Raw genomic sequence first — 14454 nt, forward strand, 5'->3', positions numbered from 1 at the left:
CATGCACTCGTCCGCCGTCTTCCTCATAGAGTTCGGTGCGATCATCCTCGGCCTGGGCCTCCTGGGCCGTATCGCCGGTCGGCTGAAGTTCTCCCCCATCCCGCTCTACCTCCTCGCCGGTCTCGCCTTCGGCGAGGGCGGCCTCCTCCCGCTGGGCGCGAGCGAGGAGTTCGTCGCGATCGGCGCCGAGATCGGCGTCATCCTGCTGCTGCTCATGCTGGGCCTCGAGTACACGGCGACCGATCTCGTCACCAATCTCCGGACGCAGTACCCCGCCGGTCTCGTCGACGCCGCGCTCAACGCCCTGCCGGGCGCGGCCATGGCCCTGCTGCTCGGCTGGGGTCCGGTGGCCGCCGTCGTCCTCGCGGGCGTCACCTGGATCTCCTCCTCCGGCGTCATCGCCAAGGTGCTCGGCGACCTCGGACGCCTCGGCAACCGCGAGACCCCGGTGATCCTGAGCATCCTGGTCCTCGAGGACCTGGCCATGGCCGTCTACCTGCCGATCGTCACCGCCCTCCTCGCCGGCGTCGGGCTCGCCGCGGGCAGCGTGACCCTCGCCATCGCCCTCGGCGTCGCCGGTCTCGTGCTCTTCCTCGCGGTCCGCTACGGACGCCTGATCTCCCGCTTCGTCTCCAGCGACGACCCGGAGAAGCTGCTCCTCGTGGTCCTCGGCCTGACGCTGCTGGTGGCGGGCGTCGCGCAGCAGCTCCAGGTGTCCGCCGCGGTCGGCGCGTTCCTGGTCGGCATCGCCCTGTCCGGCGAGGTCGCGGAGGGCGCGCACAACCTGCTCAGCCCGCTGCGGGACCTGTTCGCCGCCGTGTTCTTCGTCTTCTTCGGGCTGCACACCGATCCCGCGAGCATCCCGCCGGTACTGCTCCCGGCGCTCGTGCTCGCCACCGTCACGGCCGGCACGAAGATCGCGACGGGCTACTGGGCGGCGCGCCGCGCCGGCGTCTCGCGCAAGGGCCGCTGGCGCGCGGGCGGCACGCTCGTGGCGCGCGGCGAGTTCTCCATCGTCATCGCGGGACTGGCGGTCACGGCGGGCATCGAGCCGTCGCTGGGCCCGCTGGCCACGGCGTACGTGCTCATCCTGGTCGTCATCGGCCCGCTCACCGCCCGCTACACCGAGCCCCTCGCCGGACTGCTGACCGGTCTGGCCGACCGTCGCCGCCGCTCCGGCACGGGCGGCGCGTCCGCGCAGGGCGGGCCGGGGGACGAGCCGGTGGGGGACCCCAGGGACCAGCTGCCCGATCCCGTCGGGGAGCGTGCGCCCGGCCGCTGAGCCGGTTCGGCGTCCTGGACGCGCGGCGGCGATGTCCGGATCTGCAACTCACATGACATTGCCGCCATCCCGCGGTGGTTCGTAGCGTGGAGGCACGGGCGGGGTGCCTGCGCGGGCGATGCCCGCACGGGCACCCGCCGTGCCCGATCCGCATCCGGACCACACCCTGGGAAGGGACCTCCATGCCTGCCACCACGCCGTCGGCCACCCTGCGCGAGCTCAGCGGCTTCGACGGAACGCCGGCCTCGCTCGCCGGCTCCACGCTCATCCTGATCGACTACCAGAACACCTACACCCGGGGCGTGATGGAGCTGACCGGCTGGGAGGCCGCCCTCGACGAGGCGGCCGGGCTGCTCGCCCGGGCCCGGGCCGCCGGCGCGCAGGTCGTCCACGTCATCAACGACGGCGGCGAGGGCGGGCCGTACGACATCCGCGCCGAGATCGGACAGATCCACCCGCGGGTGGCGCCCGTCGAGGGCGAGCGCGTCGTCGTCAAGACCGCGCCCGACGCCTTCGTCGGCACCGACCTCGGCGAGCACCTCGACGCCGCCGGGCACAAGGACGTCGTGATCGCCGGGTTCATGACCCACATGTGCGTGGCGTTCACGACGGCCGGCGCGTTCCTGCGCGGCAACCGTCCCACGGTCGTCGGCGACGCCTGCGCGACCCGCCCGCTCGGCACCGTCGGCGGCGAGGTCTCCGCCGAGCAGCTGCACCGCGGCGCGCTCGCGACCATCGGGGACCTCTACGGCGTGGTCGTTCCCGGCGCGGACGCGCTGAGCTGACGGCCGGGCCGGCAAGCGGGGCCCGCCGCGCTCCGCGGCGTCAGAGGCGGCGGAGCACCGACACGACCTTGCCGAGGATCACCGCTTCGTCGCCGGGGATCGGCTCGTACGAGGGGTTGGCCGGCTTCAGCCACACGTGCGGGCCCTCGTGGGCGAGGCGCTTGACCGTCGCCTCGCCGTCCAGCATGGCCGCGACGATGTCGCCGTCGTCCGCGGTGTCCTGCGCGCGGACGACCACGAGGTCGCCGTCCTCGATGTGGGCGTCCCGCATCGAGTCGCCCACGACGGTCACGGCGAACAGCCGGCCCGCGCCGACGACCTGGGCGGGCAGGACGAGATTGTCCTCGACCAGCTCCTCGGCGGTGATGGGCACACCGGCCGCGATCCGTCCGACGAGGGGCACGACCACGGCCTGCCGCTCGCCGAGGATCTCGGCCTGGCTCCTCGCCCCGCCCTCGGGACCGTCGCCCCCGGTCCCGGCCCCGTTGTCGGCGAGCACGTAGGCACGCGGGCGCTGGGGGTCCTGCCGCAGGACGCCCTTCTTCTCCAGGGCCCGGATCTGGTGCGAGACGCTGGAGGTGCTGAGGAGACCGGCCGCGGCCGCGATCTCGCGCATGGAGGGCGGGAACCCGTGCTGACGCGTGTGGGAGCGGATGATGTCGAGGATCTGCTGCTGCCGCTGGGTCAGCCCGTCTTCGTTGGTCCGGGTGCCCGGCGGGCGGCCGGCACGGTTCCTGCTCATGGTCGGCCTCCGTTTCTTCCGCTTCGTACGGTTCGTTCGGCTTCGTTCGTCCAGTGCGCCTCAGGGGCACACTAACCCGGCCCGCCCGCATCGCAGCAGGTCGGGTCTACGTCCGGGTGTCGGTCCGGGCTGATAGCAATGCACCATGATCAGCACCGAGGACCTGACGACGGCCGCCCGCACCCTCTCGGCGGCGGCCCGGGAGATCGATCCGTCCAGGGCCGCCCTGCCCGAACTCGCCGACCGGGTCGGGCTTCCGGCCGAGGTCCACGTGGATCTCGCGACGCTCGTGGTGCCGCTGGGCCGGCCGGACGCGGACCCGCTCGCACAGGCGGTGGAGTTCCGCAGGGTCGCGGACGTGCTGCGGGCGGCGCTGGGCGAGGCGGGCTTCCTCGGCGCGCACGGCCACACCCGGCCGCCCGGCCCGCGGGCCGATCCCCGCTGGGGCAGGCCCTTCCTCCGCTGGCGCCACGGCGCCACCACCCTGGAGCTGCGCGCGGGCGCCGCCGGCCCGGAGCTGGTCCTGGAGCCGAGCGCGACGTGGGAGGCCTGGTACCAAAGCGTGGGCACCGGATTCCTGGGGACCTGGGAGGACTCCGGGCTCTCCGTCGACCAGCCCCGTCACGAGGGCCCGCGCGACTGGGACGACCTGCACCTGACCCTCGCGGCCTTCCTGCGCACCCTCCCGGCGGAGACGCGGGCGCTCGGCATCACCCATTCCCTGCCGCTGTACGGGCGGATCGCCGGGGCCGGCGCCCCGATGCTGTTCTGCATCGACTCCGGCACGCGGCTCCACCTGGAGTTCACCGAGTACCAGGTCGCCGAGGCGGCCCGCGGCGAGCACGCGGCGGCGCTGGGCTGGACCGCCCGGGAGTCGCTCCCGCCGGACCCCGTCGGCGGGCGCCCCGCCGGCGAGTCCCCCTGGTGCGTGGACGCGGGCGGCCCCGGCGAGGTCGACCCCGGCGCCATGGCGGACCTCCTGGTCCGCACGGCCCGGGCCGCCGGCGTCGCCCGCGCGGCCGACCTGATCCTCGGCGGCGAGGCCGAGTACCGTCACCCGTACCGCTTCGCCTTCCCGAGCCTGTCGCTGCCGGTCGGCTGACCGGCACGCCCGGGGCGCCCGGTCACTCGAAGCGCGCGGGGTCACCGGCCCCGCGCCGGACGATCTCCGCCTCGCCGCTGGAGAAGTCGACGACGGTGGTGGGCTCGGTGCCGCAGTCGCCCGAGTCCACGACGGCGTCGAGGACGTGGTCGAGCCGCTCCTTGATCTCCCAGCCCTGGGTCAGCGGCTCGGCCTCGTCGGGCAGCAGCAGGGTGCTGGACACCAGCGGCTCGCCCAGCCCCGCGAGCAGCGCCCGGGTCACGGCGTGGTCCGGGATCCGCACGCCGACCGTCTTCTTCTTGGGGTGCATGAGGCGGCGCGGCACCTCCTTGGTGGCGGGGAGGATGAAGGTGTAGCTGCCCGGGGTCGCCGCCTTCACGGCGCGGAACACGTCGTTGTCGACGTGGACGAACTGTCCCAGCTGCGCGAAGTTCTCGCAGACCAGCGTGAAGTGGTGCCGGTCGTCGAGGCGTCGGATGGACCGGATCCGCTCCAGTCCGTCGTGGTTGCCGATCCGGCAGCCCAGCGCGAAGCAGGAGTCCGTGGGGTACGCGATGAGGGCGTCGGCCCGGAGGCTGTCGACCACGGTGCCGATGGTGCGCGGCTGCGGCGACTGCGGGTGGACGTCGAAGTACTTGGCCATCTTCCGACCCTACGGGAACCGCACCCGTGCCGTGGACCACGGCGTTCGCACCCCTGCCCGGCGGGGCGGCCCCGATCCGTTGACAGCCTCACCCACTCGCGCCGATACTGACTGACGGTTCAGTCAGTATCTCGTCGTACCAGGAGCACCATGTCCGACCTCCCCACCGGGCCGATCCCGTTCACGGCCGAGCAGCGGGCCGAGGAGGCGGCCGCGCACGGCCCCCGGGCGGCGGTGCGGACCCTCGGCGGCTCGGGGCGCTCCCGCGAGCGCCCCGTCCGAGCAGGGGAGGCGGAACGCCGAACCGGCGGAGACCGGCGATGGCCCCTCGCACTCCATGCGGCTCGGCTTCGTGCGGGGGTTGTGATGACGGGACGCCCTCCGGCCGGCCGCCCCGCACCCGGCCACCCCACGACCGCGCACTCCACACCCGGCCACCCCACGACCGCCCACCCAACACCTGGCCACCCCACGACCGCCCCCGCCTCACCCGGCCACCGCACGCCGGGCCACCCGGTAGCCGGCCGGGCTCCGTCCGGTCTCGCGCCGTCGCTCCCGGCCCCCGCGGGCCCGTCACGCGGCCCCGGCGCCGGCAGTCTCACCGGCGGCGAGGCCCTCGTCCGCGCCCTCGCCGCGCACGGGGTCACCGACGCGTTCGGGATCCCCGGGACGCACAACCTGGAGATCTACCGGCATCTCCCGGCATACGGCATAAGCCATGTGACGCCCCGTCACGAGCAGGGCGCGGGATACGCGGCCGACGCGTACGCCCGGGTGTCCGGGCGGCCCGGCGTCGCGATCACCACCACCGGACCCGCCCTGCTGAACATCGCGGCGGCGGTCGGCCAGGCCTACTCCGACAGCGTGCCGCTGCTCGTCGTCTCACCCGGCATGCCGCTGCGGCACCCCCGGCAGTCCACCGGCCTGCTGCACGAGATGCGCAGCCAGACCGAGGCCCTGCGGGGCGTCGCCGCCTTCAGCCACCGCGTGGCGTCCGTGGACGAGATCGGCGCTGCGGTGGCCCGGGCCTTCACCCTCTTCCGCACCGGCCGGCCCCGGCCCGTGCACATCGAGGTGCCGCTCGACCTCCTGGAGTCCGCGGAGCCGGCCGGGCCGGTGCGGCCCGCCCCGCCCACCGGCCCCGCCGCACCCGATCCGGCATGTGTCCGGGCGGCGGCGGACGCACTCCTCGGGGCGCGGCGCCCCGCCCTCGTCCTCGGCGGCGGAGCGCGGACGGCGGCCGCGGAGTGCCGGGCGCTGGCGGGAGCGCTGGGCGCACCGGTGGTGACCACGGCCAACGGCAAGGGCGTGGTCGACGAGCGCCATCCGCTGTCGCTGGGCGTGTCGCTGCACAGTCCGGCCGTACAGAAGTGGCTGGCGGACCGCGACGTCGTGCTCGCGGTCGGCACCGACCTCGCGGAGTCCGACGTGTGGGGTCCGCTGCCGTCCCTGGAGGGCACGCTGATCCGTGTGGACCTCGACCCGGCCCAGATGTACGCGCAGCCGCCGGCCGACCTTCCGCTGGTCGGCGACGCGCGCCTCACCCTCGCCGCGCTCCTCACCGCGTGCCGGGGGCGGGCCCGTGACACCGCCGAGGCCGACGACGAGGCCGACCTCGGCGCCCTCGTCACGGACCTGCGCACCACCCGCGACGACGAGACCCGGACGCGGGACGCGCGCTGGCTGCCGTACCTGCGCGCGATGCGCCGGGTCCTCGCCGAGGACGCCGTCATCACCTCCGACAGCGCCCAGTGCTGCTACTACGGAGCGCTCCCCCATCTCCCGGTCGGCCCCGAGGGCCGCTATCTGCATCCGACCGGCTTCGGCACCCTCGGCTACGCCCTGCCGGCCGCGATCGGCGCGACGACCGCGTGCCCCGGGCGGCAGGTCGTCGCCCTCAGCGGCGACGGCGGGCTGCAGTTCTCGGTGCAGGAGCTGGCCACCGCCGCCGCTTCGGGACTGCCGCTGCCCGTCGTGGTCTTCGACAACGGCGGGTACGGCGAGATCCGCGAGGAGATGGCCGCGCGCGGGGACGCCCCCACGGGCGTCGACCTGCCGGCGGTCGACCTGCCCGGACTCGCCCGCGCCTACGGCGGGCGGGGCGTCGTGGTCCGCTCGCCCGCCGAGCTCGCCGCCGCCCTGGCCGAAGCGCTGGTCACCCCAGGACCCACCATCGTCACCGTCCCCGAGGAGTCCCCGAGATGACGACACCCCCGATCGCCGGCACCCCCGCCGCCCCGCTCGTCTCGCTCACGTGGACCGACCATGTCACCGGCCGCCGGGGCCATCTGGTGATCGACCGGCTGGTGCGCGGCGTGGCCAGCGGCGGGCTGCGGATGCGCGCGGGCTGCACCCTCGACGAGGTCGCCGGGCTCGCCCGCGGGATGACGATGAAGGAGGCCCTGCACTACGACCCGCGGGCCCGGTACGTGCCGCTCGGCGGCGCCAAGGGCGGCATCGACTGCGACCCCCGCGCCCCCGAGGCGTACGGCGTGCTGGTGCGCTACCTGCGCGCGATGCGCCCGTACATCGAACGGTTCTGGACCACCGGCGAGGACCTCGGGCTCACCCAGGACCTCGTCGACCGGGCGGCGGCGGAGGCCGGTCTGGTCTCCTCGATCCAGGCCGTCTACCCGCTGCTCGACGACGAGACCACGGCCCGCCGCCGCCTCGCGGACGCCTTCGCCGTGGAGGTGGAGGGCATCGGGCTCGACGAACTGGCGGGCGGCTGCGGCGTCGCCGAGTCCGTCCTGACCGCTCTCGACCGGGCCGGGGTCACGCACGCGGGGACGCGGGTGGCGATCCAGGGCCTCGGCACGATGGGCGGGGCGACCGCACGGTTCCTCGCCCGGGCCGGGCTGAGGATCGTCGCGATCGCCGACGTGAAGGGGACCGTCGCCTGCCCCGAGGGCCTGGACGTCGAGGCGCTGCTCGCCGCCCGCGACTCCTACGGCACGGTGGACCGGTCCGCGCTGCGGCCGGGCGACGCCGAACTGCCGGGCGACGCCTGGCTGACCGTGCCTGCCGACGTCCTGGTCCCGGCGGCCGTGTCCTACGCGATCGACGCCGCCAACCAGGCAGCCGTCACGGCGCGTTGGATCGTCGAGGCGGCCAACATGCCGGTGCTTCCCGAGGCGGAGGAGCTCCTCGCGGCCCGCGGCATCGCCGTCCTGCCGGACGTCGTCGTCAACTCCGCGACGAACGCCTGGTGGTGGTGGACGCTGTTCGGCGACATCGGCGCCGACGCGGCCGAGGCCTTCGCCCACATCCGGCGCTCCATGCGCGCCCTCGTCGGGCAGGTCCTCTCCCGGGCCGAGCGGGACGGAACCACGCCGCGTGCCGCGGCCCACGCGGTGGTCGCGGACCGGCTGCCGGTGATCGCCGAGCGCTTCGGCTGGTACGCATGAGCCCTGACGCGCTCGTCGACCCGCGGTCGTCGCCGTCGGCGGTACCTCCGCCGACCCGGCCGCACGGCAGCGTCACGGGGTGGCTGTGTAGGGTGCGGGTGTGGCCAGAGTCCGGTTGAGCGTGGAGGAACGCCGCGCGGAGATCCTGCGCGTCGCCGTCGAGCAGATCGAGGCCCGGGGAGTAGGCAACGTGCGCATCGCGGACGTCGCCTCGGCGCTCGGTGTCAGCAGCTCCCTGGTGCTCTACCACTTCTCCACCAAGGAACTCCTCGTCGCCGAGGCCTTCGCGCACGCGGCCGAGGGCGACCTCGCCGAGCTGCGCGGGATCCTGAACAAGCCCCGCACCAGCGCCACCCGGCGCCTGCGCGCGGCGGTCCGCTGGTACGCGCCGACCGGCCAGGCCAAGGGCTGGCGCCTGTGGATCGAGGGCTGGGCCGCCGCCCTGCGCGAGCCCGCGCTGCGCAAGGTCACCCGTGACCTCGACCAGCAGTGGAAGGCCGCCCTGACCGAGGTCGTCGCGGAGGGGGTCGCGGCCGGCGAGTTCGTGTGCGAGCACCCTGCCGACGCGGCCTGGCGGCTCACTGCCCTGCTCGACGGACTGGCCGTACAGACCACGTCGTACCAGGGATCGCTCAACCGCACGACGATGCTGGACTGGGTCGACGACGCGCTCGTACGCGAACTGGGCATCGATCAACAGGCGTTGAAGTCCGCCCGCTGAGGCAGGATCCCTCCCGCGCGACTCCTCGACGCCCTTCGAGCCCCACGTCCCCCTCCGCTGAGGGTCCGTCATGCACCGGGCGGCCCCCGGCTCGCCCCGATCCCGTACCGGCGTCGCCGCGCGTCCGTACAGTGGGGGCGGGGAGGTGGCCGTGAGCGAGGAGATCGAGGGCGCCGCCGAGAAGTTCGCGCGGACGGTCGAGCGGCTGCGGGAGGAGTTGCGGGCGGTCGCGGCCGCCGTCGCTCCCGGCCGGGAGCCGTGCTCCGAGGAACGCACCGACGACCGCTACTCCGTCAGCGGCAGGACGGGCAAGCGCTTCGCGATGTCCCTGCTCCTGTCCGACGTCCCGTACGGGACCGCGGCGCCGGTGGCAGCCGACGCCCTGCGCGCGGCGGGCTGGCGCACCGAGCCGGGTGAGGGATTCGGCGGGCATCCCTTCCTGAAGGCCACGCGCCCGGCAGGCGAGCGCGAGCTGTTCGAGGCGAGCGTCGGCGCCGCGGGCACCGCGCTGCGGATCTCGGGCATGACCCCCGTCGTGTGGATCCACCCCCGCTGGGTCCGCCCGCCCCGGGCGGCCACGCAGGAGACGCTGACACCCGGCCACCGGCTGTGCGGCAGGTGCGAGGGCTGGGGCTCGTGCCCGACCTGCGAGGGCCTCGGCTTCCTCGACAGCCGGCAGTGCCCCGAGTGCGGCCTGGGCATGGACTGCCCGGACTGCCGGGGCACCGGCCAGGAGCCCGTTCCGGACGGACCTAGGCCCTGTCGTCAAACTCCCGCCTGCCCCCCTCCGGGCAACGACGGGAGTTTGACGACAGGACCTAGCGTCCGGTGACGCGGATCCGCAGCTCGTACGGGGCTCCGCTGCTGATGGCCTCGGCCTGGTCGGCGAGGTCGGTCGCGGTGAAGCCCAGCAGCGCCCGCTCGGCCGCCGCGCGCAACAGCGGCACGATCGTCGCGGCCGGCCGGCCGCGGTGGGAGACCGCCAGCTCGGCGAACGCCTGCTGATAGGGGTGGCCGAACGCACTCGCGGTGTCCGCGAGCAGGCGGTCGAGGTGCCGCCGGTCCACGCTGATCTCACCCATGACCGCTCCTTACGCCGAGGGGCCGGGCGACTCCCGAGCCCTGTACTGCCGACGTTACGAGGGGGGTCTGACAACGCCCGCAGCTCTGCGATCGAAACTGATCGACCGGAGGCGATTACCGACAGTTATATTTCTTTGTTTTTCCTGTGCACGCTGGGGCTCCGGGCGTCGCTGATACCTGTGGAGGCGCTCGCCTCCAGTGCCGCGGAGAAGGGGGGCTGCGGGCGGTGCTCACGCGCGACAGGAGGAGAGCTGGTGCAGCACAGCACGACGGAGTGGCTGGTCGGTGCCGCGGTGGTCATGCGGGTGTTCGGGGGAGACGTCGTCCGCTGCGGACGGCGGCTGCTGACGGCCGCGGTGCGCACGGCCCTCTCCGACATCAGCTCCGGAGCCCTGCGCCGCACCGGCGCGGCGGACGACACGCGGTCCGAGGTGACCGGGTGAGCGAGGTCGGGACGGAGGAGACGGAGGAATCCGACGGGGCGGTACACCTGCCACGGTGTCCCGCCCCGATGGCGGGCTGGCCCCCCGCGCTCCACGAGAGCTACTGGGGGTTCCACGCGCGCTGGCACGACGACTTCTTCGCGTACGCCCACGTCGACCTGCGCTCCGAGGCGGCTGCCTTGGCCGCGGTGGACACGACGTTCCAGGATCTGATGCGGCAGTGGCCGCGGGTGTCGGTGATGGAGAAGCCCGCCGCGTACGCCTGGACGGTCCTGCGCAAACGGATCATCGACCAGGGGCGCCGGCGGCGGCGCACCCCCATACCGGTCGACGACGACGTCCTGGGCGGCCTGCTGGACGAACGGTCCGGCGGGATCGACCCGTTCGACGCGCTGGTCGAGAACCTCGCCCTGCACGACGCCATCGGCCGGCTGCCGGAGCGTCAGCGTGAGGCGGTCAGGCACTGCTACCTCCTCGGCCGGACCACCGCCGAGGCCGCCGAGATCCTCGACATCGACGCGGCCACGATCCGCTCCCACCTGAACCGCGCGAAGCGCCGGCTGGCCCGGGAGCTTCGCATTCCGATCACACCCACCGGAGACGGGAAGGCCAGCTCATGAGCGAGACCCACGGGGTCCTCCGGTCCGTGGAAGACGTCCTCGCCACGGCATCGGCCGGCACGCCTCGCCCCCGCTCCGACGCGGCGGCGTCCCGGGCCCGGCTCCTGGCCCTGACCGGACCCGCGCCGCGACCGCACGACGCGGCGGGCGCCGACGGCGACGAGACCCTCCCCGACGCGGACGACGCCCGCCGGGAACTCGAAGCCCTGTGCGCGGGCGTCGTGCTCGCCCGCGAGGCCGGTGCCCGGCTCGCGGTCTTCACCGAACACCTCGGCGCCGACCCGGAAGGAGCCCTGGTCTTCGCCTGCGTCCTGCACCTCGCCGGCGACGGCGAGGGCGCGACCTTCTGGTGGCAGCTCGCCGCCGGGGCCGAGGTGACACTCGCCGCTTCCTGCCTGTTCCTCGACCACGCCCGGCGCGGGGAGTTCCACGACGCCGCGCTCTGGCTCCGGAGGCTGGACGAGGCGGAGGGCCGGCCGGCGGCCGCGGCGACGTCCCCGGCCCGCGCCACGACCACACCCCGGGATCCGACCCACCCCGCGGCCACGCCTTCGGTCCCGGCCACGGATCCGGCCCGCCCCACACCGCCGGACCCCGCCCGCGCCGGGACCCCGGCCACCCCGGTGCCGGGTCCGTTCGCAGCCGCGGCCGCCGCTCACGCACCGGGAGACAGCGGGCCCCTCCTGACGCCCCGTGTACGACGCGTGCTGGCGGGGGTCCGGCGCCGGGTGCGCCACCGGGAGCACGAGGACCTCGGGTCCGTCCCGACCGCCGACGGCGCGCTCGCCAAGGAGGTGTTCGCGATCGCCCACCAGCCGGTGCCTTCCCGCCCGGGCGCCTGGATGGTCCCGCTGCCCCCGACCGTCCGCCGCCCCCGACAGGCCTTCGCCGCCACGCCGTCGGAGCCCGGCAGCCCTGCCCCCGTTCCCCGGGCCGGGGTGCGCGAGCTGCCGCCCGGCCGGAGCGCCGCCTTCTCCGCGCTGCCGATGCGGCACTCCTCCGTCACGGCGCTCGCCGAGCGGACACCGGCCGCGCCCCACGTCCCCGACCGATGGGCGGCGGCGATGCGGGTCCTGGACGTGCTGCACGCCGTCCGCGCCGCCCAACGCCCCCTGAGCCCGGGTGAGATCGGGCGCGCGGCCGGACTGGACCGCGTGCCGCTCGGCCCGCTCCTGGGCTGGCTGTGCCGGCATCTGCTGCTCGCCCGGCTCGCCGACGGCTCCTTCACCGTCGGCCCGCTCTTCTCCCCCGCTCCCGCCGGCGACCGGGTGCTGCGCCACGACGCCCTCGCGCGGCTCCTGGACGACCTCCGGGACACCACCGGCGCCGCCGTCTACGTCAGCCGCTACACCCATGGCGAGGTCGACGTGCAGCACTGCGCCGACGGGCCGACGACCCCCGCTGTGGTCCCGTACGTCGACTTCAGGCTCGCCGCGCACGCCAGCGCGGTCGGCAAGAGCCTCATGGCCCAGCTCGACTTCGCCGAACGGATGGACCACCTGGCCCGGCACCGCCCGGTCCGGCTCACCCGGCGGACCATCACCAGCCCCGACGTGCTGTTCCGGGTCCTCGACGGACACGGTCCCCAGGCCAGCCAGTTCGACCTGCTGGAGTACTCGGACCGGGAGGTCTGCGCGGCGGTCCCGCTCACCCTGGGCGCGCAACCCGCCTGTGTGGCCCTGTCCTTGCCCGCGCAGCACTTCCCCCGGCTGGTCCGAGCCGCGGACATCCTCTCCAACCGTTCGGGGCTGCTCCTGCTCACCCTCCTCGCCGAACTGCCCGCGGACACGGGGCCGGCCCCCGCGGACCGGACCGGCCAGGGGGCGCCCGCGACGCCCCTGGCCCCCGGCACCGGAAGTCGGCCGGGCGGTCTGGTCGTCGCCTCCGGTGTCCTGACCCCGGTCCCGGCGGGCGGGATCCCCACGTTCCCGGCGGGTACGTGGTAGCCCTCTCGCCCCGTACACCCCACCGCCTCCCCCCGCCCCCGCCCGCCCTGTTCCGTGCCCTGGCGGGGAGGGCGCGGGGCGGACCGGGTGGCTCGTACACGGAGGCCCCCCGCGTCACGCAACGTCGCCGTTCCCACCGATTTTCGCTCCGACGGCGCAGCCGGCGCGTTCCCGGATGGCGCAGCCCGGTCCCCTGCCGCCTAGTGGTTCAAGAACGCGCTTACCGGCGCGTCGCGAATCACGGCACTGTGGACGCCTTCCGGGGTGTCCACGAACGGAGTACCAGTCATGACCCCCGACCGCTTCGACAGCAAACCGGCGGACGACGACACGGGGACCCCGGACACCGCTCCAGGGCCCGACCCGCTCCCCCACCCCCTCCCGGCCCGGGCGGAGTCCCCCTTCCCCGACCTCACGTCCATATCCCCGGCCGCATGGGGGTCCGACGCGGCCGCGTCACAGGCGACCGCCGTGGCCGAGGCACCGGCGGCGGAACCGGCCCCGTCACCCGGGCCGCTCGACGAACCGCCCGCCACGGACCCCGAGGGACAGGACGAGGACGAGAACGGCGACGAGGCGATCCGCACGCTGCTGTGGACGGCGGCGACCGAGCGCCCGGTGACCGAGGTCGCCGCGCTCGTGGCGCGGCTCAAGGCGTCCGGCGAGATGTCCAGCCCCGCCGACGTGGCGCTGCGCGCCGCGGCCGTGTCCCGTCCGCTCGACGAGGTGCGGGAACTGGTGATTCTGCTCAACGAGTCCGGGTACGACCTGCACCAGGCCGAGACCACCCTGCGCGCCGCGGCCGTGGGCCGGCCGATCGAGGACGTCGTCGAGCTCGTCGGCATCATCGGCGCCGACGGCAGGCGCTGGCGTGGTGACGGGGACGGCGAGGGCACGGCCCGGGCGCCCGGCGTGGACGCGGGGCCCGTCCCCGCGGGCCGGCCGGCGCCGAAGCGGCGCCGCACCCCGGGGACGTCGACCAGATCGCCCCTGGACCACGCGCTCGCGACGGGTCCGGGCAGCCACGTCTCGTCCCCGGCCCTGCGCTCGGCGCTGCGCTGGCCGGCGGCGGCCGCGCTGTTCGCGTGCGCGCTCGTGCACCTGCCGACGGACGTGGCGGGCCTGCGCGCCGGCGGCAACACCGCCGTCCTGTCGGTCGTGGTGACCGTCTTCTGTCTGGTGTGTGCGGTCTGGCTCGCGGTACGGGACAGCGCGAGCGCCTGGGCCGCGACGGCGGCGGGCACGATCGGGCTCATCGCCCTCCATGTCCTCGCCGGCGCCCGCACGGTCGACGTGCTGCACAGCAGTCTCGGCGGACGGTTCGCGTGGGCGCAGGCCCTGGTGGTCCTGTGCTGCGCGGCGGTGGTCGCCCTGGCGGCCGCGGCGCTGCTCCGCCACACGAAGGCCCCCGACCCCGCCGACGGGACCTGACGGCCCGCCGCGGCACCGGCCGCGCCGTTGTGCGGGCGAGGGCACCGGGCCCCGTACGGGGCCCGGTGCCCTCGCCGCGTCTCCCGGGCGGTACGGGGCCCGGCGCGGCGCCCCTCGCCGCGTCTCCCGTCCCGTACGGGGCCCGGCGCCCCTCGCCGCGTGTCCCGTCCCGTACGGGGCCCGGCGCCCCTCGCCGCGTGTCCCGTCCCGTACGGGGCCCGGCGCCCCTCCCCCGTCTGCTGGGCCGTA

Annotated in this window: 14 protein-coding genes; 11 read left to right on the forward strand and 3 right to left on the reverse strand. The window is 75.2% G+C overall.

Annotation, left to right across the window (positions count from 1 at the left end):
• The first annotated feature begins 1 nt into the window (after position 1).
• Positions 2-1282 (forward strand): cation:proton antiporter, encoded by a 1281-nt coding sequence (locus ACIRQF_RS04520; protein WP_382485332.1) that lies wholly within the window; start codon positions 2-4, stop codon positions 1280-1282.
• A 182-nt stretch (positions 1283-1464) separates the two neighbouring features.
• Entirely contained in the window at positions 1465-2067 is a 603-nt protein-coding gene (locus ACIRQF_RS04525) for a cysteine hydrolase family protein (RefSeq protein ID WP_404088794.1), read from the forward strand.
• A gap of 40 nt (positions 2068-2107) precedes the next feature.
• On the opposite strand, the gene lexA is transcribed toward ACIRQF_RS04525, so the two are convergent.
• A complete protein-coding gene (gene lexA, locus ACIRQF_RS04530) occupies positions 2108-2809 on the reverse strand; it encodes a transcriptional repressor LexA (protein WP_376636720.1) in 702 nt (233 codons plus the stop codon).
• Positions 2810-2954: 145 nt separating this feature from the next.
• On the opposite strand from lexA, the gene ACIRQF_RS04535 reads away from it, so the two are divergent.
• Positions 2955-3911: a hypothetical protein gene (locus tag ACIRQF_RS04535; protein WP_404088796.1), complete on the forward strand. Its 957-nt coding sequence runs from the start codon at positions 2955-2957 to the stop codon at positions 3909-3911.
• Between the two features lie 22 nt (positions 3912-3933).
• Here ACIRQF_RS04535 and ACIRQF_RS04540 read toward each other — a convergent pair whose 3' ends face one another.
• Positions 3934-4554 carry an L-threonylcarbamoyladenylate synthase gene (locus ACIRQF_RS04540; protein WP_376636718.1) on the reverse strand — a complete coding sequence of 207 codons (621 nt, stop codon included), beginning with the start codon at positions 4552-4554 and terminating at the stop codon, positions 3934-3936.
• A gap of 366 nt (positions 4555-4920) precedes the next feature.
• Here ACIRQF_RS04540 and ACIRQF_RS04545 point away from each other — a divergent pair, with 366 nt between their 5' ends.
• The 4 genes from ACIRQF_RS04545 to ACIRQF_RS04560 all read left to right on the forward strand — a co-directional run bounded on the left by ACIRQF_RS04545 (position 4921) and on the right by ACIRQF_RS04560 (position 9514).
• Positions 4921-6759 (forward strand): 5-guanidino-2-oxopentanoate decarboxylase, encoded by a 1839-nt coding sequence (locus ACIRQF_RS04545; protein WP_404088799.1) that lies wholly within the window; start codon positions 4921-4923, stop codon positions 6757-6759.
• Positions 6756-7961 carry a Glu/Leu/Phe/Val dehydrogenase dimerization domain-containing protein gene (locus tag ACIRQF_RS04550; RefSeq protein WP_404088801.1) on the forward strand — a complete coding sequence of 402 codons (1206 nt, stop codon included), beginning with the start codon at positions 6756-6758 and terminating at the stop codon, positions 7959-7961. The genes ACIRQF_RS04545 and ACIRQF_RS04550 overlap by 4 nt, the downstream gene beginning before the upstream one ends.
• Positions 7962-8061: 100 nt before the next feature.
• Positions 8062-8682 carry a TetR/AcrR family transcriptional regulator gene (locus tag ACIRQF_RS04555; RefSeq protein ID WP_382485316.1) on the forward strand — a complete coding sequence of 207 codons (621 nt, stop codon included), beginning with the start codon at positions 8062-8064 and terminating at the stop codon, positions 8680-8682.
• Positions 8683-8833: 151 nt separating this feature from the next.
• Positions 8834-9514, forward strand: coding sequence for a hypothetical protein (locus ACIRQF_RS04560; RefSeq protein ID WP_404088803.1), 681 nt, complete (start codon positions 8834-8836; stop codon positions 9512-9514).
• Here the strand turns inward: ACIRQF_RS04560 and ACIRQF_RS04565 are convergent.
• Positions 9501-9764: a hypothetical protein gene (locus ACIRQF_RS04565; protein ID WP_376636712.1), complete on the reverse strand. Its 264-nt coding sequence runs from the start codon at positions 9762-9764 to the stop codon at positions 9501-9503. The genes ACIRQF_RS04560 and ACIRQF_RS04565 overlap by 14 nt on opposite strands.
• A gap of 255 nt (positions 9765-10019) precedes the next feature.
• On the opposite strand from ACIRQF_RS04565, the gene ACIRQF_RS04570 reads away from it, so the two are divergent.
• The 4 genes from ACIRQF_RS04570 (at position 10020) to ACIRQF_RS04585 (ending at position 14205) form a co-directional block, all read left to right on the forward strand.
• Positions 10020-10208 carry a hypothetical protein gene (locus tag ACIRQF_RS04570; RefSeq protein WP_389751361.1) on the forward strand — a complete coding sequence of 63 codons (189 nt, stop codon included), beginning with the start codon at positions 10020-10022 and terminating at the stop codon, positions 10206-10208.
• A gap of 68 nt (positions 10209-10276) precedes the next feature.
• Entirely contained in the window at positions 10277-10828 is a 552-nt protein-coding gene (locus ACIRQF_RS04575; protein ID WP_376636710.1) for an RNA polymerase sigma factor, read from the forward strand.
• Positions 10825-12774: an IclR family transcriptional regulator C-terminal domain-containing protein gene (locus ACIRQF_RS04580; protein WP_404088806.1), complete on the forward strand. Its 1950-nt coding sequence runs from the start codon at positions 10825-10827 to the stop codon at positions 12772-12774. Before ACIRQF_RS04575 ends, ACIRQF_RS04580 begins: the two co-directional genes overlap by 4 nt.
• 288 nt (positions 12775-13062) lie before the next feature.
• Entirely contained in the window at positions 13063-14205 is a 1143-nt protein-coding gene (locus ACIRQF_RS04585; protein ID WP_404088808.1) for a hypothetical protein, read from the forward strand.
• Positions 14206-14454: the final 249 nt, after the last annotated feature.

The organism is Streptomyces sp. NPDC101191 (assembly GCF_044767915.1).
In the GTDB taxonomy this organism is placed as follows: Bacteria; Actinomycetota; Actinomycetes; order Streptomycetales; family Streptomycetaceae; genus Streptomyces.